The 24,041-nt window shown below is 63.0% G+C and carries 22 protein-coding genes; 6 read left to right on the forward strand and 16 right to left on the reverse strand.

Features of this window, described 5'->3' with window-relative positions:
- Positions 1–3: 3 nt before the first annotated feature.
- From AX724_RS03650 to AX724_RS03680, 7 genes are all read right to left on the reverse strand, one after another.
- On the reverse strand, positions 4–1,266 hold the full coding sequence (locus AX724_RS03650; RefSeq protein ID WP_066763662.1) for an efflux RND transporter periplasmic adaptor subunit: 1,263 nt from the start codon (positions 1,264–1,266) through the stop codon (positions 4–6).
- Entirely contained in the window at positions 1,263–1,601 is a 339-nt protein-coding gene (locus AX724_RS03655; protein WP_231736459.1) for a hypothetical protein, read from the reverse strand. Before AX724_RS03655 ends, AX724_RS03650 begins: the two co-directional genes overlap by 4 nt.
- 388 nt (positions 1,602–1,989) lie before the next feature.
- Complete coding sequence (locus AX724_RS03660; protein ID WP_066763666.1) at positions 1,990–2,601, reverse strand: TetR/AcrR family transcriptional regulator; 612 nt, start codon at positions 2,599–2,601, stop codon at positions 1,990–1,992.
- Between the two features lie 21 nt (positions 2,602–2,622).
- Positions 2,623–3,495 (reverse strand): S-formylglutathione hydrolase, encoded by an 873-nt coding sequence (gene fghA, locus AX724_RS03665; RefSeq protein ID WP_156447986.1) that lies wholly within the window; start codon positions 3,493–3,495, stop codon positions 2,623–2,625.
- A 2-nt stretch (positions 3,496–3,497) separates the two neighbouring features.
- Positions 3,498–4,610, reverse strand: a complete 1,113-nt coding sequence (locus AX724_RS03670) for an S-(hydroxymethyl)glutathione dehydrogenase/class III alcohol dehydrogenase (protein ID WP_066763671.1) — start codon at positions 4,608–4,610, stop codon at positions 3,498–3,500.
- 135 nt (positions 4,611–4,745) lie between these two features.
- A complete protein-coding gene (locus tag AX724_RS03675) occupies positions 4,746–7,265 on the reverse strand; it encodes an ABC transporter permease (protein ID WP_066763673.1) in 2,520 nt (839 codons plus the stop codon).
- Positions 7,262–7,963 carry an ABC transporter ATP-binding protein gene (locus AX724_RS03680; RefSeq protein ID WP_066763675.1) on the reverse strand — a complete coding sequence of 234 codons (702 nt, stop codon included), beginning with the start codon at positions 7,961–7,963 and terminating at the stop codon, positions 7,262–7,264. The genes AX724_RS03675 and AX724_RS03680 overlap by 4 nt, the downstream gene beginning before the upstream one ends.
- Between AX724_RS03680 and AX724_RS03685 the strand changes: the two genes are divergently transcribed.
- Positions 7,962–8,684, forward strand: coding sequence for an arylesterase (locus AX724_RS03685; RefSeq protein ID WP_066763677.1), 723 nt, complete (start codon positions 7,962–7,964; stop codon positions 8,682–8,684). The two genes, AX724_RS03680 and AX724_RS03685, sit on opposite strands and share 2 nt — an antisense overlap.
- Before the next feature lie 242 nt (positions 8,685–8,926).
- On the opposite strand, the gene AX724_RS03690 is transcribed toward AX724_RS03685, so the two are convergent.
- Positions 8,927–9,892, reverse strand: a complete 966-nt coding sequence (locus tag AX724_RS03690) for a cupin domain-containing protein (RefSeq protein ID WP_066763767.1) — start codon at positions 9,890–9,892, stop codon at positions 8,927–8,929.
- A 374-nt stretch (positions 9,893–10,266) separates the two neighbouring features.
- Here AX724_RS03690 and AX724_RS23870 point away from each other — a divergent pair, with 374 nt between their 5' ends.
- Positions 10,267–10,464, forward strand: coding sequence for a hypothetical protein (locus AX724_RS23870; protein WP_066763679.1), 198 nt, complete (start codon positions 10,267–10,269; stop codon positions 10,462–10,464).
- On the opposite strand, the gene AX724_RS03700 is transcribed toward AX724_RS23870, so the two are convergent.
- On the reverse strand, positions 10,442–11,779 hold the full coding sequence (locus AX724_RS03700) for an MFS transporter (RefSeq protein ID WP_231736460.1): 1,338 nt from the start codon (positions 11,777–11,779) through the stop codon (positions 10,442–10,444). The genes AX724_RS23870 and AX724_RS03700 overlap by 23 nt on opposite strands.
- A gap of 107 nt (positions 11,780–11,886) precedes the next feature.
- Here AX724_RS03700 and AX724_RS03705 point away from each other — a divergent pair, with 107 nt between their 5' ends.
- Both AX724_RS03705 and AX724_RS03710 read left to right on the forward strand, forming a co-directional pair.
- A complete protein-coding gene (locus tag AX724_RS03705; RefSeq protein WP_231736461.1) occupies positions 11,887–12,792 on the forward strand; it encodes a cupin domain-containing protein in 906 nt (301 codons plus the stop codon).
- 80 nt (positions 12,793–12,872) lie between these two features.
- A complete protein-coding gene (locus AX724_RS03710) occupies positions 12,873–13,883 on the forward strand; it encodes an SMP-30/gluconolactonase/LRE family protein (protein WP_066763683.1) in 1,011 nt (336 codons plus the stop codon).
- 40 nt (positions 13,884–13,923) lie between these two features.
- Here the strand turns inward: AX724_RS03710 and AX724_RS03715 are convergent, their stop codons facing one another.
- On the reverse strand, positions 13,924–14,259 hold the full coding sequence (locus tag AX724_RS03715; protein ID WP_066763685.1) for a hypothetical protein: 336 nt from the start codon (positions 14,257–14,259) through the stop codon (positions 13,924–13,926).
- A 9-nt stretch (positions 14,260–14,268) separates the two neighbouring features.
- The gene (locus AX724_RS03720; protein ID WP_066763687.1) at positions 14,269–16,194 is read right to left on the reverse strand and encodes a pyrroloquinoline quinone-dependent dehydrogenase; all 1,926 of its coding nucleotides are present in this window, start codon (positions 16,192–16,194) and stop codon (positions 14,269–14,271) included.
- A gap of 149 nt (positions 16,195–16,343) precedes the next feature.
- On the opposite strand from AX724_RS03720, the gene AX724_RS03725 reads away from it, so the two are divergent.
- The gene (locus AX724_RS03725) at positions 16,344–17,531 is read left to right on the forward strand and encodes a CaiB/BaiF CoA transferase family protein (protein WP_066763691.1); all 1,188 of its coding nucleotides are present in this window, start codon (positions 16,344–16,346) and stop codon (positions 17,529–17,531) included.
- Positions 17,528–18,310: an enoyl-CoA hydratase gene (locus tag AX724_RS03730; RefSeq protein WP_066763693.1), complete on the forward strand. Its 783-nt coding sequence runs from the start codon at positions 17,528–17,530 to the stop codon at positions 18,308–18,310. Before AX724_RS03725 ends, AX724_RS03730 begins: the two co-directional genes overlap by 4 nt.
- Positions 18,311–18,316: 6 nt before the next feature.
- Here the strand turns inward: AX724_RS03730 and AX724_RS03735 are convergent, their stop codons facing one another.
- Genes AX724_RS03735 through AX724_RS03755 form a run of 5 tightly spaced genes read right to left on the reverse strand, consistent with a single transcriptional unit; the run spans position 18,317 to position 24,013 of the window.
- The gene (locus tag AX724_RS03735) at positions 18,317–18,760 is read right to left on the reverse strand and encodes a c-type cytochrome (RefSeq protein ID WP_156447985.1); all 444 of its coding nucleotides are present in this window, start codon (positions 18,758–18,760) and stop codon (positions 18,317–18,319) included.
- On the reverse strand, positions 18,760–20,829 hold the full coding sequence (locus AX724_RS03740; protein WP_066763698.1) for an outer membrane protein assembly factor BamB family protein: 2,070 nt from the start codon (positions 20,827–20,829) through the stop codon (positions 18,760–18,762). Before AX724_RS03740 ends, AX724_RS03735 begins: the two co-directional genes overlap by 1 nt.
- A gap of 50 nt (positions 20,830–20,879) precedes the next feature.
- Positions 20,880–22,361, reverse strand: coding sequence for an NAD-dependent succinate-semialdehyde dehydrogenase (locus tag AX724_RS03745; protein WP_066763700.1), 1,482 nt, complete (start codon positions 22,359–22,361; stop codon positions 20,880–20,882).
- A gap of 21 nt (positions 22,362–22,382) precedes the next feature.
- On the reverse strand, positions 22,383–23,618 hold the full coding sequence (locus AX724_RS03750) for an iron-containing alcohol dehydrogenase (protein ID WP_066763702.1): 1,236 nt from the start codon (positions 23,616–23,618) through the stop codon (positions 22,383–22,385).
- Complete coding sequence (locus AX724_RS03755; protein ID WP_066763704.1) at positions 23,615–24,013, reverse strand: c-type cytochrome; 399 nt, start codon at positions 24,011–24,013, stop codon at positions 23,615–23,617. Before AX724_RS03755 ends, AX724_RS03750 begins: the two co-directional genes overlap by 4 nt.
- Positions 24,014–24,041: the final 28 nt, after the last annotated feature.

Raw genomic sequence — 24,041 nt, forward strand, 5'->3', positions numbered from 1 at the left:
AGATCAGCGAGCGAAGGTAGCCTGCGCCGCCGCGGGCGAGAATGCGTCCGTTGCCGACACTGGCGCCGCCGCAGGCCTGATCGGAACAGGCCGCACCGAAACCTTCGCGCCCGGCATGGCAGCCTGCAGGTTTGAAACGATCACACGATCCTGCGGGGTGAGGCCAGAACGGATGATCCGCAGGCCGTCCACGATAGGACCAAGTTCCACCGGCTTGGCGGTCACGACATCGTCCTTGCCGATGGTCAGCACAGTCTTGCGTGCCTGGTCGGACTGGATGGCCTCGTCCGGCACGAGCAGCGCATTGACCTTGCCGCCATCCGACAGACGCATGTTGCCGAACAGGCCGGGTGTCAGGAAATTGTCGGAATTGGGGAGGACAGCCCTGACACGGATCGTGCCCGAATGGGGATCGAGCCCATTGTCGGTAAAGTCGAGCCTGCCTTTCCAGCGATAGTCCGCCTCATCCTGCAGACGGATTTCGACCTTATCGCCCCCCTGCCCGTCGCGCCGCGACTTGAGGTAAAGCGCTTCCGAGGCATCGAAGTTGAAGTAGATGGGGTCGAGTTTGTTGACGGTCGTCAGAAGAGTTGCGCCGGTCCCCTCAGCCCCCGAAACGAGATTGCCGATATCCACTCGCCGATCCGACACACGGCCGGCGATCGGAGCGCGGATCCTGGTGAACTCCACATCGAGAGCCCGCTGCCGTTCACGGGCCTGCGCCGCTGCCAAAGCAGCCTGCGCCGCCTGAAGGCGCGAGCGGAGCGCATCGATTTCGCTGGCCGATATCGCTTCGTCGCCGGTCAGCCGCTGGACGCGCGCATAATCATTCTGGGCGAGCAGCAATGCGCTGCGCGCCGAGGCGCTGTTCGCGCGAGCTTCGGCTAGCGCAGCCAGAAAGGGCCGCTGGTCGATCGTGAAGAGCAGCTGGCCCTGGCGGACATAGTCCCCGTCGCGAAAGTGGATGGCGGTGACGGCACCCGATACGCGCGGGCGGATGTCGACCGTCTGGCTGGGCGCGAACCGCCCGACATAATCATCCCATTGCGTCACCGCTCTTAAAAGGGGCGCCGATACGCCGACCGTGGCGATGGGCGCGGCGGACGCCTGCGCTTCCGGCTGCGCCGCGAATTTCCACGCAACCCCGCCCAGCAGCAGCACGCCGATCGCAGCCCAAGCTGCACGTCGCTTCATGCCGCTTCTCGACCCGGAAAGGTTGACGCCTTTCGCCTGACCGTCTTGCTCGATCCTGGTCACCATATTCATGCGCGGGGCCCCTTCAATGCGCGACGCGCTGCCGTAACTGCAGACAGCAGGGTTTCGAGCTGCCCTTCGCTGAAGCCAGCCGCCAGAAAAGCGTCGATCGATGAGGGACGGACGGCAAAACCCTGATGCCAGGCCTCGACAGCCAGACGCCGCAAAGCCTCCAGCTTGCCGTCCGCCAACTGGAAATGCGGCTGGGGTCCAAAGAGGATCGTCTTTAGCCGGGACCACCGGCCCGGAGCGCGCAAAGACGCCATTCCATCGGTTCGCGCAAGGTGCACGATCTGCCATTCTGCGGTGGTAAACCCAAGCGCAGCAGTCTTGATGCGCTCGCGCATCGCAGGCAAAGCAAGTCCAGCCCCCGCCGCTGGCAGCGGCTGGGCGAAATCTACATACGCCATATTCAAAACCCCTTGTTGAACGCTCAAGGCAACGGGAGGCGTGAACAGGCCATTCGCCCGTCACGCCGGATCATTCCAAGATCGCGCAAAACCGTTGAACCGGGGCAAACCCGGTCAGCAGGAAAGATGATGGTCGCAACCGCCATTCAGCGGAACGCTCCCATTGTCGAATGGTCAACTCATACAGACATCAGCATAATTTGCTCCTTCGAGGCAAAGCCTCACCGGAATTCATACTGACTGGTATATAATGGCGAGCAGTTCCTCGTCAACGACTTTTTATACCGACCGGTATTTTTCTGAAAATGCCTGTCAGGAGGACATTTTACTTCGTCGGCCACATCGTCAACGTCGTATGGACCAGCTGCTCCAGCTGCTGGCGGCTTGCTCCACCGCTCGCCTGCACACCCATGCCCTGGATCACGGCCATCAGATAAGCAGCAAGAGCCGCAGGCTCGACGCCGTCCGGCAAATCCCCCTCTTCCTGTGCCCGCTCCAGCCGCTCGATGAGCGCCCTGTCCGACGACGCCCGCCGGGCAATCACATCCGCCTTGATGGACTCCGCCTGCGTCGTGCAGGCCACCATGCTCATGACCCCAAGACAGGCACGCGGGTCATTGCTTCCCGTCTGCATGTCCAGCGTTCCGCGCAGCAGCCGCTCCGCCACGCCACGCGCCGTCGGTTCCTGCAAGGCCGAACGCATGTAGCAGAGCTTGTCGCGCTCGTAGAGGTCCAAAGCCTTGTGAAACAAGGCTTCCTTATTGCCGAAACAGGCATAGAGGCTGGGTTTGGTTATCCCCATCGCTTCCGTCAGTTCGGCAAGGGAGGCGCCCTCATATCCCTTTTCCCAGAATACCGTAAGCGCAGCCGACAAGGCCTCTTCGGGATCGAATTCCCGAGGACGTCCCCTCGTTGCAGATTCCGCGGCGCTTTTCATACCGGACGGTATATAGTGCGGCTAGCCAGCATGTCCAGCCCCGGTGCCGAAGGGGTCGGCGCCCAGCCGATCAGCGTGCCAGTTCAAATGGTCCGCCATGAAGGTGGACACGAAATAATAGCTATGATCATAGCCGGGCTGCAATCGCAGTGTCAGGCGCTGCTCCGCGCGCTTGCAGGCTGCCGCGAAAAGCTCCGGCTTCAACTGTTCTTCAAGAAACGGATCCGCGTCCCCCTGATCGATCAGGATGTCAGACATCCGCGCGCCGTCCTCCACCAATGCGACCGCGTCATGATGCCGCCAGCGCCCCCTATCCTCCCCGATATAGGCCCCAAACGCCTTTTGGCCCCATGGAACCTGCGATGGGGCGACGATCGGCGAGAAGGCGGACACCGCGCGAAAACGTCCCGTCATGCCCAGTGCCATGGTCAAGGCACCGTGACCGCCCATCGAATGACCCATGATCGACTGTCGCTGCATATCGGCCGGATATTCCTGCTCGATCAACGCCGGCAGTTCCTCCGTGACGTAGGACCACATCCGGTAATGCGTCGCATAAGGCGACCGGGTCGCGTCGACGTAAAAGCCCGCGCCAAGACCCAGATCGTAGCTTCCCTGCGGATCGTCGGGCACATCATCGCCGCGCGGGCTGGTGTCGGGCGCCACGAATATCAGCCCCAACTCGGCACAGGCGCGACGATATTCCCCCTTTTCGGTCACGTTCGCGTGGCTGCAGGTCAGGCCGGACAGATACCAGACCACCGGCAACCTGACGCCGTCTTCATGGGGCGGGACATAGACCGAAAAGGTCATGTCCGTACCAGTGGAGGAGGACGCATGTCGGCAAATATCCTGCCGCCCACCAAAGGCGACATGGCTCTCGACGATGTCCATCATCAGTAAAGGACGACGCTGCGGATCGATTCGCCCTGGTGCATCAGGTCGAACCCCTTGTTTATCTCTTCAAGGCTGAGGACATGGGTGATCATGGGATCGATTTCTATCTTCCCGTTCATATACCAGTCGACGATCTTCGGCACGTCCGTCCGGCCTTTCGCCCCGCCGAAAGCGGTACCCTTCCACACTCGTCCGGTCACCAGCTGGAACGGGCGGGTGCTGACCTCCTTGCCGGCTTCGGCCACCCCGATGATGATGCTTTCGCCCCATCCCCGATGGCAGCATTCCAGTGCAGTCCGCATGACATCCGTATTGCCGGTGGCATCGAAACTGTAGTCGGCGCCGCCGTCCGTCAGTTTCAGCACCTCGGCAATCACGTCCTCGCGGCTCTTGCCCTTCCCGTTGATGAAATGCGTCATGCCAAAGCGGCGCCCCCATTCCTCGCGTTCGGGATTGATGTCGACGCCCACGATGACGTCCGCGCCGACCATCCGGGCACCCTGAATGACATTGAGGCCGATGCCGCCCAGCCCGAACACGACAACTTTCTCGCCGACCTGCACCTTGGCGGTGTTGACGACGGCCCCGACGCCGGTGGTGACGCCGCAACCGACATAGCAGCTTGCCTGAAAGGGCGCGTCCTCGCGAATTTTTGCCACTGCGATTTCGGGCAGCACGGTGAAGTTGGAGAAGGTCGAGCAACCCATATAATGGTAGATCGGCTGTCCCTTGTAGGAAAAGCGGGTCGTGCCATCGGGCATCAGGCCCTTGCCCTGCGTCGCGCGGATGGCCGTGCAGAGGTTGGTCTTGCCCGACAGGCAGCTTTTACACTGACGGCATTCGGGCGTGTAGAGCGGAATGACATGGTCCCCCGGCACGACGCTGGTCACGCCCTGCCCGACTTCGCGCACGATGCCCGCCCCTTCATGACCCAGCACCGAAGGGAAGATGCCTTCGCTGTCGAACCCGTCCAGCGTGTAGGCGTCGGTATGGCAGATGCCGGTCGCCATAATCTCGACCAGCACCTCGCCCGGCTTTGGACCTTCCAGGTCCAGCTCCACGATCTCGAGCGGCTTCTTGGCCTCGAAAGCCACGGCGGCGCGGGTCTTCATGATTTGTCTCCAGCAAGATAAGCGGACGGTGCGTTTCCCAGGCCGCCTCTAGCAAGATTGCATCGCGGCGATAAAGCCCTGTTTGAGACCACTTCTTCCCGGTTCCCCAGTCCGCAGACAGACGATCTGGCCCGGTCAAGCTTGCCGAAGGGCACGGGCCGGCCGAACGGAGAGGAGCGGGACGGAGCCGATCATGCCGATGGCGAGCGTCAGCATCGCGCCAGCCGCCAGTGTCGCCAACACGATCGCCCAATCAGGTGCCCAGGAAAATTCGAACAACTGCACGATGACGAACCAGGCCGCCGCGCTGCCCAGAGCCAGCGCCAACATGGCCAGGATCGCGGCGAGCAACGCATATTCGACTGCTTGCCCTCCCAGCAATTGGGCCCGCGTCGCGCCCAGCGTCTTCAAGATAATGCTGTCATAGACCCGCGATTGCCGGGACGCGGCGATGGCCCCTACCAGCACGGCAATGCCAGCCAATATGGCGACCGATGCCGCGACGAGGATGGCCCGTGCCATTTGCGAGAGAATCGCCCCGACCTGATCGATGACATCCGAAACGGCAATCACCGAAGCGCCCGGGAAGGCCGCGAGAACGGCCCTTGCCACGGCGTTGGCGTGGCGCGGGTCCATCGTGATCGTCGCTGCGACCGTATGCGGCGCGGAGCGAAGCGTATCAGGCGTGAAAACCAGGATATAGTTGAAGCCCATCGTATCCCAGTTCACCTTGCGCAGGGATGCGATGCGCGCCTTGATCTCCCGGCCCAGCACGGACACGGTGAGCGTGTCGCCGATACCAATGCCCAGCAACTTCGCCGCTTCGATATCCAGGGAGACAAGCGGCGGCCCCCGGTAGTCGGCCGGCCACCATCGCCCTTCCACCAGATCGCTGCCTTCGGGCAATGTGTCGCTGTAGGTCACGCCGCGTTCCCCGCGAAGGAACCATGCCCCCTCCGGAATGGCTTTCAGCTCCGCCACCCGTTGATCGGCATAGGCCGTGATCGTCCCGCGCAGGACGGGAACGATGTTGAGCCGGGCATCCGCCGCTTGTCCCGCCACGATGCGTCGGAACGCTGCCTGGCTGCGTGCGGGGACGTCCAGCACGATCTGCGCGGGTGCCTTTTCCGGCACGACGCTGCGCAACTCTGCGTCCAGGCTGGTCTGGATCGCGGCAAGAGTAACGAACAGGGTCAAGGCGAGTCCCAACGCCACCACGAGAGATATGGTCGATGCCCCCGGTCGATGCAGATTGGCGACCGCCATGCGCAAGAGCGGCCGCCGCGCCCTTGGAAGGCTCCGCGCGATTCCGCGAATGGCTGCGCCGACCGCGACGAGAAGCAACAGGGTCAAAACGACGCCAGCGATCACTCCGGCAGAAAAGATCGGTTGTTCGGCAGTGACGAGCACGAGCAGGATGAGCATCAACGCCGCGCCCGTCATGCCAGCCAAGCTACGCCGGTCAAGACCGGTACGCCGCTCCACACCCCGGAAGATGGCTGCGGCCGGTTCGCTGCGCGCCCGCGCCAGAGGCGGGAAAGTGAAGATGAGCGCGACGAGCAGACCATAGGCGGCGCTTGTGGCCAGGGGCACCGGGTGAAGGCCGAGACCCGGCCGAACCGGAAGCGCATCGCCCGCAACGGAGATGATGAGCAGCGGCAGGATCGCGCCGACGATCAATCCCGCACCGATGCCTATGAGCGCGACGGCGGCGATCTGTAGCCGGTATATGCGCCCTATGTCCGACGATGTCGCACCGACAGCCTTCAGCGTCGCGATGCTGTTGCGCTTGCCGGCGAGATAGGAGGCGACGCCATTACTGACACCGATGCCGGCTATCACCAGGGCGGCAAGACCGATCAAGGACAGGAACTGGCCCATCTGGTCGATGAACCGATTGGCGCCTGGCGCGGCCCGCTCCCGATCCTTGAACACCCATCCTTCCGTCGCGCGCGCGCGCTCCCAGTCGCGTCGCACGGTGGCGGGATCGTAGCGGGGCAGCAGTCGGATGCGATATTTCGATGTGTAGAGGCTGCCGGGCTGGATGAGTTGCGTTCGTCTCAGGCCTTCAAGCGAGAGGATGGCGACCGGTCCCAGCGTGAACCCTTCGCCCAGCCGATCCGGTTCATCGGCGATGATGTCGGATATCGTAAAATCTGCCGATCCATAATGAAGACCATCGCCCGGACGCAGGCTCAATCGTTCGGCCAGCGCTTCACTCACGAGTATCTGGCTTTGGCTGAGGGGACGGTAAGCCGATCCCCTTAGCCGCAACGTTCCATAGAGAGGGTAAAGATTGTCGACCGCTTTCAGTTCCGTCAGTACCGGAACGGCGCGTGGGCGCCCCGCCTGCGCCACAGGCTGCGCCATCGCCCGCGTTCGAATCGTTTCACTGACGGTCCCCAGCTGACGGAAAGCTTCCTTGTCACCGAAGCCGGCCTCACGCTGCGTCATGCCGATTTCGATATCGCCGCCAAGTATGACCCGGCCACGATCACTCAGTTCCTGCGTGATCGCGCTCGTAAGGCTGCCGATGGCGGCAAGGGCCGCGACACCGAGGAAAAGGCAGATGAAGAGCAGACGCAGCCCGCGAAATCCCGGATGAAGATCGCGGCGTGCGATGGACCAGGCTGCGCGCCAGCTCAGAGCCTTCATGCCGCGCGGTCCGCGACGATCCGCCCGTCCTGCATTTCCACGATCCGCCCGCACCGCTGGGCCAGACGCGGATCATGCGTGATGATGACAAGCGTGGCTCCCGTGGCGCGTTGCCGGTCGAACAACAAGTCCACGATGGCCGCTCCCGTAATCGCATCGAGATTGCCGGTCGGTTCATCGGCAAAAAGCAGGTCCGGCCGCGGTGCAAGCGCACGAGCGATCGCTACACGCTGCTGTTCGCCGCCGGACAGTTGGGTCGGATAATGGTTCAGCCGATGGCCGAGGCCCACCGCGCGAAGCTCTTCCACCGCAACATCGAACGGGCGGGCGTTGCCGGCCAATTCCAGCGGCACCGCCACATTCTCGGTCGCCGTCATCGTGGGGAGAAGATGAAAGGCCTGCAGCACGATGCCGATGCGGCCGCGCCGTGCGCGGGACAGATCGTCCTCGCTCATAAGGCTGAAATCCACGCCACCCACATCCACCGTGCCGCCGCTGGCGCGTTCAAGACCGGACAGCACCGCCATCAGGGAGCTTTTGCCCGATCCAGACGCGCCCAGGATCGCAACCGTCTCTCCTTTTTGGATGACAAGATCGACGCCTTTCAGAATTTCCAGTTCAGCGCCGCTCGATCCGAGCCGCAAGGTGACATTGGACGCATGGATCGCGATAGTGGCCGGATCAACGGTGGATAGCATGAAGAAGGAACACTCCGTGGCAGGCCGATATCTCCAATATGGATTACTGACGCTGATTGTCCATCTAACGGCCAGCTGTTCCGACAATCCGCCTCCCCCTCCTGCCCCGGCCAATATGGCCGCGGCAGCCCCGAACCCGTCCCCGGTGCCCCCAAGGGCGGACCAGAAGCTGATCGTCGCCTTCGGAGACAGTCTTTATGCCGGATATAATCTCGACCCCGGCAAGGGGCTTGCCCCCGTGCTCGAAAAGAGCCTTGCAGCCGGTGGGCTGCAGGCGCGGGTCGTCAACGCCGGCGTGTCCGGGGATACGTCCGCCGCCGGGTTGGCGCGGCTCGCATTCACGCTCGACGGGCTGCCGCGCAAGCCGGACTTGATGCTGGTCGGCCTGGGCGGCAACGACATGCTGCGCGGCCTCGATCCGTCGGCCACGCGCGGCAATCTCGACGCCATCCTCCAAGAAGCGAAGAAGCGCAGGATCAGGGTCATGCTGACAGGTATGCTCGCTTCACCCAACATGGGCGGCGACTATGCGACGGCCTTCAACGCCATCTATCCCGACCTTGCTCGCCAATATGGCGTTGCGCTCTACCCCTTTCTGCTGGATGGCGTAATCGGACGCAGAACCATGCTGCTCCCCGACGGCATCCATCCCAACGACAAGGGCATCGACCTTATCGCCGCCAGATTGGCGCCGATGGTCGCCAGGGAGCTGCAACCCTGATCCTTCGTCACATATCGTAGCGCAGAAGGCCCCCTGGATGGAAGTCCAGGGGGCCTTGCGATGATATCCTTCGGCGGGGATTACATCCGCATGCGCAGGCCGACCGTGAACGTGCGGCCCAGCGGGTTGGACACGAAGCCGTTATAGCCCCATGCTCCGCCCAGAATGCCCGCCGTGTGATGAATAGGAATAGGCGTTCTCGCCCTGCGCAACCGATCCGGACGTCGAGATCGACGGCACCGCTAGTGCGGCTGGAAGTTGTGCAAGCCGCGGGGATAAGGATTGATGGCGACGCGAGTAGCCATTTTGCCAACCTGACCGCCGAAGCTGGCACGGTGCCACCGCCCTTGCGCCGCGGTGACGATGTCGCCGGGCGAGGCCGTAAAGAAGGGAACGCCTTCTATCTGGTAGTCGATATTGCCTTCCATCACGAACCAGAACTCATCATAGCCGAAATGGAAGTGGCCAAGGTCAGTAGCCGGTGGCGTCTTGATGCCAGGACCACGGATATTGTTTACGAAGAGATGATCGCCCGCAATGAATGACCCTGCGCGCTGCCCGCCTTCGACAACATCCTTATAATAATCGAGATAGGGCCGGTCGTTCGGGCCATAGCGACCGTCCCCGCCCATCAGGGACGCCTTGACGTACGTGAAACCTTTGACGTCCCTGGGCTTGTCCGGCTTTGTCGCGACCGGATAAAGGGGAACATCCCCAGCCCCATGGATTTCAAGCCACAGTGCCGGCTCGCTGCCGACGGCTTCAAGCGTGAAGGGCAGCCGGAATGGAATATGCACCTCCCCACCCTTGACTGCGATGAAGGGCTCCTGTCCCTTGATGGACACCCGCAGCTGTCCGCCCCAGACGATCAGGGCGGTCGCATTGTCGGCATACATCAGGGACTCCGTCCGCTGTCCCCCCGCCATCTGGCGCCAGTCGGCCTCCAGATCGCGGTTGCGGACCACTGGCTGGCGCCAGTTCGCCTGCCCGCTATGCGCAGCCAGAATGTCGGCGAGTTTCCAATGCGGCTTGTTGGGCGCCTCATAGGCCCGCGGAGGCGTGCGTTTTGGCGACCAGCCGATTTCCATGGGAGGGCGCGCGAGCGGCCTGGGCGGGGTGGCCGAAGGCGCTGACGGGGTCTGCGCGGCAGCAGCAGCCATGAGCAAAGCCGGCCCGCACAGACAGGAAGCAGCCTTGAAGATCGTCATCATTCCTCCCCTTCAGCAGACTTTTGCGTCTTGCCATTTATCATATAGGATATGATAGTTCAGCTTTAGTCAAACAAATAATGACCGCGAAGGAGACGGTGTGTGAAGGTTAACTGGAAGTGGGCGTTCTCTGCCCTACTAATAGGACAGCCCGTCATCCTTTTCGCGCAGGAAGACGGATGCGCAAGCATCGACGATCCGTCCGCCAGGCTTGCTTGCTATGATGTGCGATCGGGCCGCGCCGCGCAATCGGGTGCAGCGCCCGCTCCGTTCCCTGTTCCGTCTTCGACAGCGCCCATGACAAGTCCCACCCTGTCAAACGCTGACCTCGATCAGCGTCAGGCCCTGAAAAGCCGGACCGATTTGAAAGCCGGTTGAAGACGGTGGTGCCGCTTCGCCATGGCTATTTCAGGTTGGAACTGGCCGACGGCACGTCGTACGACACGACCACCGTTGCGCCTCCACCCATTGTCGGCAACCTCATCCATGTGCACCGCACCCCCTTTGGCACGACCTTCTTCGATATCGACGGCCGCAAACCCTTTACCGTCAGACTGTCACGACGCCAGTAACGGCGTCCGGTCCATTGTCATCCGCGACCGGCTCAAGCAGCCGGTTGGGATCGACGACAGCCCATGCCAGAACCCCTGTCAGGACGATCGCGGCGCCCGCTATGAACGCTGCGGTCCAGCCAAATTGGGCGGCGATCATCGGCGTCAGGGTTGAGGTGAGCGCGCCACCGATCTGGCATCCCATGTTCATGAACCCCGACACCACGCCGCTATGCTGGCCGGAAATGTCGGCGGTCACCGACCAGAAGGAGCTTTGCGACAGATAGATGGCGCCAGCGCCGCCCGCCAGGATCAGCACCGCCAGCGGCGCATTGTCCACCATGGAGCCGCTCGCCAAGAACAGGCCTGTAAGGATGAAGGATATGATCCCAAGGCCCGAACGCCCCCAGTACAGGCCATAACGCGCCGAAACCCGGTCGTTGATCACCCCGCCCAGAAGGCAGCCGAAGGTCATGCAGAGGAAGGGCAGCATGGAGAAGACCGCGCTGGACTTGACGTCCAACTGTCTGGCTTCGGCCAGATAGATGAAGAACCAGCTGAAGAAAATCCAGATGACATAGCCAAAGGCGAAATAGCTGACGAACAGGCCCCATACGTTGCGGCTGCTCAGGATTGTGCGCCATGGAATGGGATCGCCTGACCGCGCCTTTGCAGGCGGGAGACCGGCCTCAATATGGGCAAGTTCGGCGGCGTTGACGGACGGATGCTCCTGCGGGCGATCCCGTGAAAGCCAGAACCAGATGGCAGCGGCGGCGAGCCCCACTACCGCGCAGACATAGAAGGATGCGCGCCAACCGCCCCATAATATGACCGCAGTGATGAGCGGGGGGGTGATCCCGGACCCAGCGCCGACGCCGGCAAAGATCCACCCGTTGGCCTTGCCGCGCTCTTGCGCGGGGATCCAGCGGGACAGAAATTGATTGCCGCAGGGATAGACCACGGATTCGCCGATCCCCAGCGCAAAACGGGTCAGTGCAAGCAGCAGGAGAGCGCCGCTTCCCTGCGGATGAATCAGTGCGGTAGCAGCGGTAAATAACCCCCACCAGACCAATGCCCCTGTAAGGACGATGCGAGGGCCAAAGCGGGCTGCAAGCCAGCCTGCGGGAACCTGGAACAGGGCATAACCGATGAGGAAGGCGCTGAAGACCCATCCCAGTTCCACCTGGTCGATCGCATATTCCTTGCGCATTTCGACGCCGGCCACCGAAATATTGGTCCGGTCCAGAAACGCGATCGCGCTGATGATGAACAGAAGGAATATAAGGCCAAGCCTGACCCGCGATCTTGCCGCTCCGTCCATGAGCATCTCTCCCATGTCTGACTTGTCCGTCAGACAATATAGTATATGATTCGGTACGGGACGCATGTATGTCCGCATAAGCAGGCAAGTGCAAGGCACTGGAGGGGATAGGGATGATCAACATGGCTTTGCGACCGCTGGTTATGATGGCCGCGCTGGGCTGGTCGGCTATTTCGTACGGCCAAAGCGCCACGCCCCTCCCTGTCGCGCATATGAAATCCGAAGCAATGCGCGTCATTTCAAGCGTGCATGGCGGCGCGGGGACAATGAAGTTCGGTCCGTTGCTGGGTGCCGATGCCCTCAGCAGCAACTTCATTTTTTTGCATCGTGGCGAGATCGCCCCGCATAGTGGGATAGGCCAGCATTTCCATAATGATTGTGAGGAGATGTTCGTCATCCTGGATGGCGAGGCGGAATTCACGATCGACGGACGAACATCCCGCATTGCCGGGCCCGCAGGGGTTCCAGACAGGATGGGCCACGCCCATGCCATCTACAATCCCACCGACAAGCCGTTGCAATGGCTGAACATCAACGTCGGAATGACGAAGAGCTACGACAATTTCGACCTGGGGGACGCCCGGACCAACGCTACGCTCGATGCCGTCCCCCAGTTCATTTCGATGCGGCTGGACCCTGGTCTGCTGAAGCCGGCCGGGGGCAACTTGCCTGATGCGTCGGCAACCGTCCTCTACCGTCGCGCGCTTGGCCCAACCATTTTCTCGACGCCCTGGACCTATGTCGATCATGTCCTACTGCCGCCCGGCGCATCTCTGGCAAGCCGGACGCAGCCCGACATGAGCGAGGTCTATTATGTGATCGCAGGGGCCGGCGAGGTGACGGTCGGAACGCAAACCGCCGCCCTTGCGACAGGTGACGCGGTCCCGGTCGACCTCAACGTGACGCGGGCGATCCGGCAGACGGGCGACAGGCCGCTCGAGCTGATGGTGATCGGCGTCGCGCGCGATCTGGCCGCGAAGGCCAAATATCGCGCTGCAATGGAAGCACGCCTGCAACCACGCCGCTGAACGTCGCACGACGACAGTCTTGCTGCCCCTGTCGCCCGACCTTGCTCATCATTCACAATCTTACCGGAGGAACCAAATCCATGCGATCTCGATTACGTGCCGCCCTGCTGACGGCCGCCTTGGGACATTTCAGTTCGGCGCCCCTTGTGGCGCAGGCTCCGACGCCTTCCGCGCCATCCATCGAGCGGATTGACCCGAGCCTTGACGCGATCATCGCACCCGGCACCCAGATCGAGAAAGTCGCGAGCGGCTTCGGTTTTACGGAAGGGCCGATGTGGCGCGACGGGCGTCTCTGGTTCTCCGACGTGTCCGGCGACAAGATGCGCGCGGTGACGCCCGATGGACAGGTCGAAGAATTGATCAGCAATTCGGGCGGCCTTCCCAATCCGCCGGCTGGTGCCAGCATCGGATCGAACGCCATGGTGCCAGCGCCCGATGGCACCGTCCTCATGGCTCAGATGGGGGCAAGGCGCATCGTCAAGGTCGGCAAGGATAACAGCATCAGGCCCTTCCTGTCTGACTATGATGGCAAGCGGCTCAACAGTCCCAACGATCTCGTCTATGACAAGAGCGGCGCGCTCTGGTTCACCGATCCGCCTTTCGGCCTGTTCAACGGCATGGACAAGGACCCCGCCAAGGAATTGCCCTATAATGCCGTGTTCCGATACGCGAAGGGCAAGTTGACGCCGGTCATTACCGACATGACTTTGCCCAACGGCATCGGCTTCTCACCCGACTTCAAGACGCTCTATGTCGGGAATTACGGCCCCCAAATGTATGTCCGCGCCTATTCGGTGAAGCCGGAAGGCAGCCTTTCGGCACCGCGCAATCTGATCCAGTTGAGCGGCCGGGGCGGTGTCGATGGCCTTAAAGTGGATACGGCCGGCAATATCTGGCTCACCAGCCCCGGCGGCATCCGCATCTTCACGTCACAAGGCAAGCTGTTGGGTCAGATCAAGCTGCCCGAAACCGCCGCCAACCTTGCCTTCGCGGGGGACGGCCACACCGTCTACATCACCGGCAGCACAAGCATCTATCGCCTGCGCAGCAAGGTGAAGGGCATGTTGCCGCTCCACACCAATGTAAAATGAGGCGCTAAGAGGGGCAGCGGCGTCGCTGCCCCTTTTCGTCCTACTTGCCAGCAGGTGCGGGCGCAGCCCCAGGGGCTGCAGGCGCCAGCGCGTAGTTGTGAGCGAGATAGGCCGTGATCGTCTTTATCTCTTCGGGCGACACTTCGGCCCCGCGATCCGCCATGCCCTGAACCGTCGCTGCCCAATCCGCTTCGGTGCGACGCTTTTGGAACACCTGACCAATGGTATGGCAGAAGCCGCAACGCTCGTTGATGAGATCGAGCCCCGGTCCCGGCGGCGGCGTTGCCGCCCCGGCCGCGGGTGCCTGCTGCGCCAGCGCACCTGCCCCCATCAGGGACAAGGCTAGCACCATGACCGCCAATCCAACTTTACGCATATGATATCCTCAGGGCAGTGCATAAGCGACCACTTCGTCGCTGGTCGCCGGTGAAAATGCGAAACCCCCTGTCGCGACGATGGCCACCATCTGCCGCTTCCCTGCGGCATAGGTCATCGGCGTGCCATAGCTCGAGCCGCGCAGCTCGCCGGTCCACAGCAACTTGCCGGTCTTCGTCTCGAACGCGCGGAAGCGCTGGTCCTTGGTGGCCCCGATGAAAGTGAGGCCGCCTGCGGTCGTGAACGGGCCGCCCGCGCTGGTGATGCCGGCGTCCTTGAGCGCCGGATGACCCGTATCGCCCAGCGGCCGCCGCCATGCGACCGTGCCCTTGACCACATCTACGGCCACCAGTTCGCCCCATGGCGGCTTGTGGCACGGGAAGCCCGTCTCCATGTCGGCGAAATAGGCATAGCCACCCTTCATCCCCCAGGAGCCGTCCGGCTGCTGTTCCAGCTGCTGCGGGCTGGCGAGTTCATTCAGGTTGATGACATAAAGGCCGAGGCTGGGATCGAACGCACCCCCGCCCCAGTCGACGCCGCCCAGACTTCCGGGAAAGAAGTTGATCGCGCTATCGGCGCGCAGCGGCTGGAATGGCTTGCTGGGGGTGATGTTCAGCTTCTTGACCAGCGCCTCGCATCGGGCCTTGAGCTCCGGCGTGACGTCCAGAATGTCGTCCGCATTGTAGGCGAGGCGCGTGAGAGGCGGCGGCGCGACCGGCATCGGCTGGGTCGGCCAGGGCTGCTCGCCCGGCACGTCGGTCTCCGTCGGCACCGGCAACTCGCGAACGTCGAACAACGGCTTGCCGGTCACGCGATCGAGGATGAACATGATCGCGGTCTTGTTCATCGCGACCAGCGCCGGCGTCACGCGGCCGCCTCGCTTGATGTCCACCAGCGTCAATGTCGGCAGGTCGAGATCCCAGATGTCATGATGGACGGTCTGGAAATGCCAGAGATATTTGCCGGTCGCGGCATCCACCGCCACCACGGAATTGGAATAAAGGTTGGCGCCCTTGCGATCGGCGCCCCAACGATCGAAGGTGGGCGCTCCGATCGGAAGATAGGCGATCCCTCTTTTCTCGTCGACCTGGACGAAGGTCCAAACATTCGTGCCGGACCTGTTCTTCGCGCTGCCGGGCGCCCAGGTTTCCGCGCCGGCTTCCCCGTCATGCGGGATGCTGTGGAAAGTCCACACCAACTTGCCCGTCCGCGCATCCCAGGCACGTACGTCGCCGGCAGCGCCCTTCACGGGCATCTCCTGCACGCGCGAGCCTGTAATCACCAGATTCTTGTAGATGGCGGGCGGACTGCTCATGCCCAGAGGCGCGCCCTTGAAGCCGTTCATGACCTCAGGCGTCTTCATGTTGACCATGCCGGCCTCGCCGAAGTCGCCAATCAACTGGCCGGTCGCCGCATCCAGCGCGATAAGCTTGCCAGACCTGGTGCCGAAGAAAATGCGGGCGCCCTTCCCCTTTTCGCCCGGCCAATAAGCAACGCCCCGGGTCGAGGGCTGATCCTTGTTGGCGAGCGTATAGACCCACCGTTCCTTTCCGGTTGCAGCATCGAGCGCGACCACGCGGTTATAGGGCGTGGACAGATACATCACGCCGTCCACCACCAGCGGCGTCGCTTCGGACGCGGAGAAACCGGTGGCGAACTTCGCCCGCATCCCGTCTGGCATTGGCCCTGTATCGGCGGTCACGCCCTGCGGCCGCATATGATATACCCATGCCTGACGCAGATTGCCGACATTGGCGGTCGTGATCTGCCTGAGCGGAGAGTGACGGGCGCCACCGGGATCGCGACCATAGCTGGCCCAGTCCGCATCATTGGAGGGCGCGGCGGCGGCGGCACCGGCGATGGCTGTCGCGATCAGGGAAGAAAGGGATATCAGCGCCGTGGACTGACGGAAAACAGATGGGAAGTTCAACGACATGCCTCTCCTGAAGGCGGGGTCCGACCTTATGTCGACAAGCCCGGTTGTTCTTTCGTAAGCAGGATGCTAGCAGACGCTCAAATCATATACAATATGATCTGAGATTGAAAATTTGCGCCGTGGCTGTTGGCGCTTCAGGGAGAAGGACTATGGCGACGCTGCCTCTGGCCGGTATCAGGGTACTCGACATTTCGCAGGTCATGGCAGGCCCGTTCTGTTGCATGCTGCTGGGCGACATGGGCGCCGATGTTATCAAGATCGAGCCGCCCAAAACCGGCGATTCGACCCGGCATTCCATGGGCTTCCGGTTGAAGGGCGACGATAGCCCCGGTTTCCTTGCGCTCAACCGGAACAAGCGGAGCATAGCGCTAAACCTGAAAGACGATGCCGATCGGGAGGTGCTTTACGCCTTGGTAAAGAGCGCGGACGTTCTGGTCGAGAACGCCCGGCCGGGCGTCGCGGCGCGTCTTGGTATCGATTACGACACGCTGTCGAAGATCAATCCTCGGCTGGTATATGCCAGCATCTCCGGCTTCGGGCAGACAGGTCCCTGGGCGCAGCGGCCCGGCTTCGACCTTATCGCGCAGGCCATGTCCGGCATCCTCAGTTCCAACGGCTTCCCCGGCATGGAACCGGCCAAGAACAGCATCGCGGTCGCGGACCTGGGAGCAGGCCTGTTTTCCGCCTATGCGATCCTTTCCGCAGTGATCGGTCGGGAAAAGAGCGGCCAAGGCCAGTATATCGACGCCTCTCTGCTGGAAGCGGCGCTTGGCCTATCGATATGGGAAACCACCGAATTATGGGGAACCGGCAAGTCGCCCACACCGATCGGATCGGCCAACCGCATGTCCGCCCCTTATCAGGCCGTGCAGGCTTCGGACGGATGGTTCGTCATCGGAGCTGCGAACCAGGGACTTTGGTTGACGTTCCTGCGCGTTCTTGGTCGCATGGAGTTGCAGGATGACCCGCGTTACTCGACCAACGCCGCGCGGGTGGTCAACCGGATCGCGCTGATCGAGGATCTCGCTCCCACCTTCCTTACCCGCACCAAGCAGGAATGGATTGACGCCCTGCTTGACGCAGGCGTTCCCGCTGCCCCGATCCTCGATTATGGCGAAGCGGTCGTCAGCGAACAGGCGGTCGCGCGCGACATGGTCATGCAGGTGCCGCATCCGGTGGAAGGCGAGTTCAAGGCGCTTGGTTTCCCGGTGAAGATGCGCGGCACCCCTCAGGAAGTCCGCCTGCCTCCTCCCCTTCTGAACGAACATAGCGACGCAATCCGGCGGGAATTGGTAGAGAAGGGCCTGCTGGCCGGAGACAGGGAAGCGGCGCGATGAGCGATGCACGCCTGATCTACGAAAAGCGGGGGAACCAGGCCCATATCCGGTTCGACAATCCCGCGGCCCACAATGCGCTCACCAGCGCGATGTGGCACGATCTGCGCGACGCGGCCCGCGACATTGCATCCGACCCTTCCATCCGCGTGGCAGTCTTCCGCGGCGTGGGCGGCAAGGCTTTCATATCCGGGACCGACATTTCCAAATTCGCCGATTACCAGACTGGCCAGCAAGGCGTCGACTATGAACGCGACATCGACGAATGCATGGGCGCGGTCGACGCCATCCCCTGCACCACCATCGCCGTCGTTGAGGGTTGGGCCGTCGGGGGAGGCATAAACATCTCTTCCGCATGCGATTTTCGCATTGCGACGCGCGACGCCCGATTCGGCTCGCCCATCGGGCGAACCATCGGCAACTGCCTTTCCGCCGCCAGCGTCGCACGCATCGGAAGCGCGGTCGGCGTGCAGCGCGCCAAGCGCATGGTGCTGCTTGGCGAGATGCTGACGGCGGAAGAACTGCTCGCCAGCGGCTTCCTGCTGCGGATCGTGGAGCGTGAGGCGCTGGACGCAGAAGCGGATGCCCTGGCTGTTCGGGCGGCGGAGAACGCGCCCCTCACGACGCGCGCGACCAAGGACATGATACGCCGGATGACCTTCGGCAATCTGCCTGACGTCGAGGATCTGATCGCGCAGGTCTATGGCAGCGCCGACTTTCGACGCGGCGTCGCTGACTTCCTGGCGCGTACGAAGACGGTTCCAGACTGGACCGGAGAATAGCCGAAGCTATTTCTCCGGCTTTTGCGCCACGATCCGCACGTTGGGCATCAGCGCGGCATTGGGAGGAAGCGCGAGTTCCCCGGCGGGGAAACCGTTGGCTTCGAACATATAGGCTTCGATATCGGCCACCTTCCGGCCGCCAAGGCTGCCTGGCGCATTCAGCGGCATGGTGGACTGGATACGGCTGAACAGGTCGCCGGCCGATGTGTTGTTCCAGTTGTTGAGGAAGGTCGGGCCAACCAGCGCCGGCGCGACGTCAATGCCGGCGAGCGTGTCGCCGTGGCAGGCAGCGCAGTTTTCGGCATAGGCAATCTGGCCACGTTGCGCCTGCTCAGCCGTATAGACCCCGGTCCAGACATTACGATCCGGTGCCTGCGCGGGTGCTATCACGGCGCCTCCCAGCAGCAGCATCGCCGCACCGACGGCCCAGTAGCGGTTCTTCATTTTCATCATGCCACTCCCGGCAGCCTGAATGCCACAAGCTCCGCGCTATAGTTGCCACCGCCGATCGCCACGACGATATATTGCCGTCCGTTCAACATATAGGTCATCGGCGATCCGCTCTGGGGCGCGGGCATATAGACGGCCCCTTTCTCCTCCCCGGTCGCCTTGTCATAGGCGCGCAGCATCGCCCCCCGGATGCCATATTCATTGGTGTAGAAACCGGCCTCCCCGCAGATCACCAATGTCTTGGTGCAAAGCGGCCCAAGATTGCCCGACCGGCCGGTCCGGGGAATCTTCAAGCCCTTGAGGGCTGGATGGTTGCGGACGTTGTCGGGGGTTTCGCCATGGGCGATCTGCCATTTCAGGTCCCCCTTTGTAAGGTCGATCGCCGTGATGCGACCATAGGGAGGCTTGAGCAAGGGCAGGCCGTCGACCATCAGGAAACCGGGCGGCGGGCCGGAACCGGGCTTCGGCGCCGGCGGCCGCCGGAACTGATCGGTCCGCTCGGCACCCATCGCGGCCTGCGGCGTGACGTCCCTTCCGGCAATGCCATGGACGTGCGGGAATTCCGACACGCTGGGGTCTTTGTTCGGGATGATGCCCATGACCGACGGCTGGGTCTTGGAATAGACGAAAACGGTGTGGCTTTCCGGGTCGTAGCATCCGCCGGGCCAGTTCGTGCCACCTTGGATACCCGGCGCTGAGATCGTGCCCCATCGGCCGGGCTTGCTGATGACTGGCGGCGTGTAAAGCGGACCGATCTTATACTGCTTGACCAGCTCCACCGCCTTGGCGCGCAACGCTGGCGTGAAGTCGATCAGGTCGTCGACGGTCACGCCCTGCACGTCGTAGGCCGGCGGCTTGGTGGGGAATGGCTGCGTCTTCGCATACCATTCGCCCGGCACGTCGCCCTTCTCCACCGGTCGTTCGACGATGGGCCAGATGGGCTTGCCGTTGGTCCGGTCCAGCACATAGAGGAAGCATTGCTTGGTCGGCTGGGCAAGCGCCTTTACCGTCCGGCCATCGACGGGAATATCGCAGAGGATCGGCGCGCAGGGAATGTCCCTATCCCACAGGCCATGATGGACGAGCTGGTAATGCCAGCGTCGCTCGCCTGTCTCGATATCGAGCGCAACGAGCGACTCTCCGAACAAGGCGTCGCCCCTGCGGAACATGCCCATCTCGTCACCGGTCGCCAGTTCGACCGGCAGGTAGACAAGGCCGAGTTCTTCATCCGCCGACATTTCGGCCCATACGCCGCCATTGCCGGCTTCGTCGGCATCCCCGTTCAGCCAGCTGTCATAGCCGAATTCCCCTTTCTTGGGGATCGTGTGGAAAATCCATTTGCGCTTGCCGGTGCGGATGTCGAAGCCACGCACATAGCCCTTCACATTCTTGCGCACGGCGGGCACGTCACCCGCGGTATGCGCCGCGCCAACGACCACCGTGTCACGCGCGACCAGCGGCGTGGCATGCAAGCCGACATCGGCCGTTTCAGGATCGATGTCCTGATCGAAATCCCGCTTGAGGTCGACCACGCCATTCACCCCGAACGCGGGATCGGGCAAGCCTGTGGCCGCGTCGAGCGACACCAGCTGATAACCGATTGTCACAAACAGGATGCGTTCCTGCTTGCCGTCCGTCCAGTAGGAACAGCCATGGCCTGAAAGCTGGCGCGGCGAATTGAGCGCGCGCTGCCCTTCATCCTTGCGGTACATCCAGAGCAATTCGCCCGTTGCCGCATCGACCGCCACGCAGTCCCGCCGCGATCCCGCCGTCAGGAACAGCCGCCCCTTGACCAGCAGGGGCGTCGGCTCGAACTGATATTCCTTGCGCGCTCCCAGAATATCGGTCTTGAAGCTCCAGGCGACCTGCAAATCCCCGAAATTCTCGCCATTGATCTGGTCGAGCGGAGAATAACGGGTATTCGCCTGGTCGGCGGCATAATGGCGCCATTCCGTGTCCGGGCCAGCCGGCAACTCCTGGGCCGCTGCACGCCGGATCGGATGGGTTCCGATGGCGGCGGCAGCGGCGACGGTTCCGCTTAAAAGCCCACGTCGGCTCACTTTTGTCATCGCGCTCCCGGCCCTCCCCAGCTTTGCTGCGCTTCATTCCCCGGTGCGGATCACCAGCTGACGGCGATATATTTGGCCTCGCAATATTCCAGCAGCCCGTGGTGCGACCCTTCGCGGCCCAGCCCGCTCTGCTTGACGCCGCCGAACGGCGCCGCCGCGTCAGAAACGAGGCCGCGATTGATGGCGACCATTCCCGCCTCGATCTGCTCGGCCATTTGCAGCCCTCGCTTGAGGTCGTTGGTATACACATAGGCAGCCAGACCATATTCGGTCGCGTTGGCGAGCGAGACAGCCTCTTGCGGGTCGTCGAAGGGGATCACCGCCGCGACCGGCCCGAAAACTTCGGTGCTCAATATCTCGGACCCCGGCTGGACATTGGCCAGAACCGAGGGCGGATAGAAGAAACCGGCACCGGCCGGTGCCCGCCCGCCCAGCTTTATTTCCGCCCCGCGACTGACCGCATCGGCGACCAGATGTTCGATCTTGTCAATAGCCGCCCGGTTGATCATCGCGCCGCATTGGGTCGCGCCTTCCAGGCCCGGCCCCATCTTCATCGCGCTCATATGGTCCACCAGCTTGGCGACAAAGGCGTCGTGGATGCCGCGCTGGACATAGAAGCGGTTCGCCGCCGTGCAAGCCTCGCCCGCGTTGCGCATCTTGGCGACAAGAGCGCCTTCGATCGCCTCGTCCAGGTCCGCGTCGTCCAGCACCAGGAACGGCGCGTTACCGCCAAGCTCCATGGACGAGCTTATGACCTGGTCGGCCGCCTGGCGCAAAAGGATGCGACCCACCTCGGTCGATCCGGTGAAGGACAATTTGCGGACCCTGGGGTCGTGCAGGATGTCGCCGCAAACCGGCCCCGGATCGCTTGTGTTGATGACGTTCACGACGCCGGCCGGCACGCCCGCCCGACGCATGATCTCGGCCACGGCCAGCGCGGTCAGCGGCGTTTCCTCGGCAGGCTTCAGGATGCAGGTGCAACCTGCCGCGAGCGCGGGCGCGATCTTGCGGGTCGCCATGGCAGCCGGGAAGTTCCACGGCGTGATCAGCAGCGCGATACCGATCGGCTGATATTGCACCATGATGCGATTGGCGCCGCCCGGCGACACGGACAGTTCGCCATTGATGCGCACCGCTTCCTCCGCATACCAGCGGAAGAATTCGGCCGCATAGGCGACCTCGCCGCGCGCATCGGCCAGTGCCTTGCCGTTTTCGAGCGTGATGAGCTGGGCCAGCCATTCCTGCTCCGCCATCATGGCGTGGAAGCAGGCGAGCAGGATATCGGCGCGCTTGCGCGGCGGCGTTGCCGCCCACGCTCGCGCCGCAGCGGATGCGGCATCCACGGCGGCAATGCCCTCGGCCGGACTTGCATCGGCTACCGACGTCAGCACCGTTTCGGTGGCGGGATCGAGGATGTCGATGCGCTTGCCGCTGACGGCCGCCACCCATTGCCCGCCAATCAGAAGATCGGTTGGAATGGCGAATGGGCCGGCATGGCCTTCAGTGGTTGTGCAGGTGAAGCTGTTCGTCATGGCGGACCTTGTGGCAGAGGATCAGACGGCGCGGAGCGCGGCGCGCTCCCCGGAAAATGCGGCCCGGGTGATGGCCTGCATCGCGATCAGATCGAGGGGGCGGGGGTTGTTCTTGACCAGCCGGGCGGCGTTCAGCGCATTTTCAGCGACGAAGTCCTGCTGGTCCTCCTTGAGGCCCAGCGCCGCGAGCGAGCGGGGAATGGCAACCCGGCCGAGGAGATCGGCAACAGCGTCGATGAACGCCTGGGACAGGTCGGCTTCGGGGCTGTCCGGCAACTGGATCGTCCGAGCGAGTTCAGCGAAAGCGGCGCGGCAAAAGGGCTGGTTATACTGCATCACGAAGGGCAGCAGCGTGGCAACGCCATCGCCGTGGGCGGTGTGGGTGAGGTTACCGACCGGATATTGGATCGCATGCGCTGCCGCGGTGCCCGCGGTGCCGAAAGCGCAGCCAGCCGCAAGGGACGCAAGCATCAGCCCCTCGCGCGCTTCGATGTCGCTGCCGTCGCGATAGGCCCGTTCCAGATAGAGGAAGATATTGGCGATCGCCAGGCGAGCGAAATGGTCCGAAAGGAGGTTCTTGCCGACAAAGACATGGTCCTGCGTCAACATGGGGTCGGCGGGGCGCGCCAGCGTCGTATAGGCCTCCACCGCATGCGTCAGCGCGTCGGCGCCCGAACAGGCGGTCAGGGTCGGGGGACAGGTGACGGTCAATTCGGGATCGCAGATCGCGACCAGCGGTATGAGATGCGGGCTGGCGATGCCGATCTTCGCGCCGCGTTCGTCATCGGACACCACGGCGACGGGCGTCACTTCCGACCCGGTGCCTGCCGTGGTCGGCATCGCGATCAAGGGCGTGACCGGTCCTGGGACCGCAAACTCGCCATAATAGGAGCGCAGATCGCCGCCATGAGTCAGCAGGACAGCGACGACCTTTGCCATGTCCATGGAACTGCCGCCGCCAATGCCGATGACGACATCGGGCACGAAGCTTCGCACTTCCTCGACACAGGCCTTGATCGGCCCGATCGGAAGGTCAGGGATGGTCCGGTCGAAAACATGGACGTCCATGCCATGGGTTTTCAGGTCCGCGACCATGGCGTGGAATTCGGGCTGTGCGCCCTGCCGCTCATCCGTGCAGATCAGCGCGCGCTTGCCCAGTTTGCTGGCGACCGCGCCCAGCGCATGACGCTGACCCCGCCCGAACAGGACCGATCGCGGCAGGCGAAGCGCGCCGAAAGCATAGGGGGTGTCGCTCACTTCTTGTTACCGTCCGCGCCATATTGCTTCAGATAGGCGATCACATCGGCGCGATCCTGCGGCGATGCCATGCCGGGGAAAATCATTTTCGTGCCGGGCACGAGCTTGGCCGGCCCCTGCAGCAGCTTGTCGATGCTGGCCTCGTCCCACTTGATGCCCGACGCCTTCATCGCCGGCGAATAGCGGTAGCCCGCCTCGGCACCGGCGGCGCGACCGACCACGCCGTTCAGCGCCGGACCGATCGAGCGCGCCGGATTAGGCCCCACCTTGTGACAGGCGGCACACCGGGCGAAAATCTGCTGGCCCTTGGCGGGATTGCCCTTGGGCGCGGCAGCCAGCGCAGTGCCGGCCAGAGCCACCGCTCCAATCCCTGCGGCGAATATCCAAGTCTTCACTTACCTAAACCTCCTATGGTGCGCGTCG

Source organism: Sphingobium sp. CCH11-B1, assembly GCF_001556865.1.
Taxonomy (GTDB): Bacteria; Pseudomonadota; Alphaproteobacteria; order Sphingomonadales; family Sphingomonadaceae; genus Sphingobium.

What these genes read in the sequence shown, in the direction of transcription:
- AX724_RS03650 (WP_066763662.1), bottom strand. Translation starts at nt 1,266, where the DNA reads ATGAATATGGTGACCAGGATCGAGCAAGACGGTCAGGCGAAAGGCGTC.
- AX724_RS03655 (WP_231736459.1), bottom strand. Translation starts at nt 1,601, where the DNA reads ATGCGCGAGCGCATCAAGACTGCTGCGCTTGGGTTTACCACCGCAGAA.
- AX724_RS03660 (WP_066763666.1), bottom strand. Translation starts at nt 2,601, where the DNA reads ATGAAAAGCGCCGCGGAATCTGCAACGAGGGGACGTCCTCGGGAATTC.
- fghA (WP_156447986.1), bottom strand. Translation starts at nt 3,495, where the DNA reads ATGGACATCGTCGAGAGCCATGTCGCCTTTGGTGGGCGGCAGGATATT.
- AX724_RS03670 (WP_066763671.1), bottom strand. Translation starts at nt 4,610, where the DNA reads ATGAAGACCCGCGCCGCCGTGGCTTTCGAGGCCAAGAAGCCGCTCGAG.
- AX724_RS03675 (WP_066763673.1), bottom strand. Translation starts at nt 7,265, where the DNA reads ATGAAGGCTCTGAGCTGGCGCGCAGCCTGGTCCATCGCACGCCGCGAT.
- AX724_RS03685 (WP_066763677.1), top strand. Translation starts at nt 7,962, where the DNA reads ATGAAGAAGGAACACTCCGTGGCAGGCCGATATCTCCAATATGGATTA.
- AX724_RS03680 (WP_066763675.1), bottom strand. Translation starts at nt 7,963, where the DNA reads ATGCTATCCACCGTTGATCCGGCCACTATCGCGATCCATGCGTCCAAT.
- AX724_RS03690 (WP_066763767.1), bottom strand. Translation starts at nt 9,892, where the DNA reads ATGACGATCTTCAAGGCTGCTTCCTGTCTGTGCGGGCCGGCTTTGCTC.
- AX724_RS03700 (WP_231736460.1), bottom strand. Translation starts at nt 11,779, where the DNA reads ATGGGAGAGATGCTCATGGACGGAGCGGCAAGATCGCGGGTCAGGCTT.
- AX724_RS03705 (WP_231736461.1), top strand. Translation starts at nt 11,887, where the DNA reads ATGGCTTTGCGACCGCTGGTTATGATGGCCGCGCTGGGCTGGTCGGCT.
- AX724_RS03710 (WP_066763683.1), top strand. Translation starts at nt 12,873, where the DNA reads ATGCGATCTCGATTACGTGCCGCCCTGCTGACGGCCGCCTTGGGACAT.
- AX724_RS03715 (WP_066763685.1), bottom strand. Translation starts at nt 14,259, where the DNA reads ATGCGTAAAGTTGGATTGGCGGTCATGGTGCTAGCCTTGTCCCTGATG.
- AX724_RS03720 (WP_066763687.1), bottom strand. Translation starts at nt 16,194, where the DNA reads ATGTCGTTGAACTTCCCATCTGTTTTCCGTCAGTCCACGGCGCTGATA.
- AX724_RS03725 (WP_066763691.1), top strand. Translation starts at nt 16,344, where the DNA reads ATGGCGACGCTGCCTCTGGCCGGTATCAGGGTACTCGACATTTCGCAG.
- AX724_RS03730 (WP_066763693.1), top strand. Translation starts at nt 17,528, where the DNA reads ATGAGCGATGCACGCCTGATCTACGAAAAGCGGGGGAACCAGGCCCAT.
- AX724_RS03735 (WP_156447985.1), bottom strand. Translation starts at nt 18,760, where the DNA reads ATGAAAATGAAGAACCGCTACTGGGCCGTCGGTGCGGCGATGCTGCTG.
- AX724_RS03740 (WP_066763698.1), bottom strand. Translation starts at nt 20,829, where the DNA reads ATGACAAAAGTGAGCCGACGTGGGCTTTTAAGCGGAACCGTCGCCGCT.
- AX724_RS03745 (WP_066763700.1), bottom strand. Translation starts at nt 22,361, where the DNA reads ATGACGAACAGCTTCACCTGCACAACCACTGAAGGCCATGCCGGCCCA.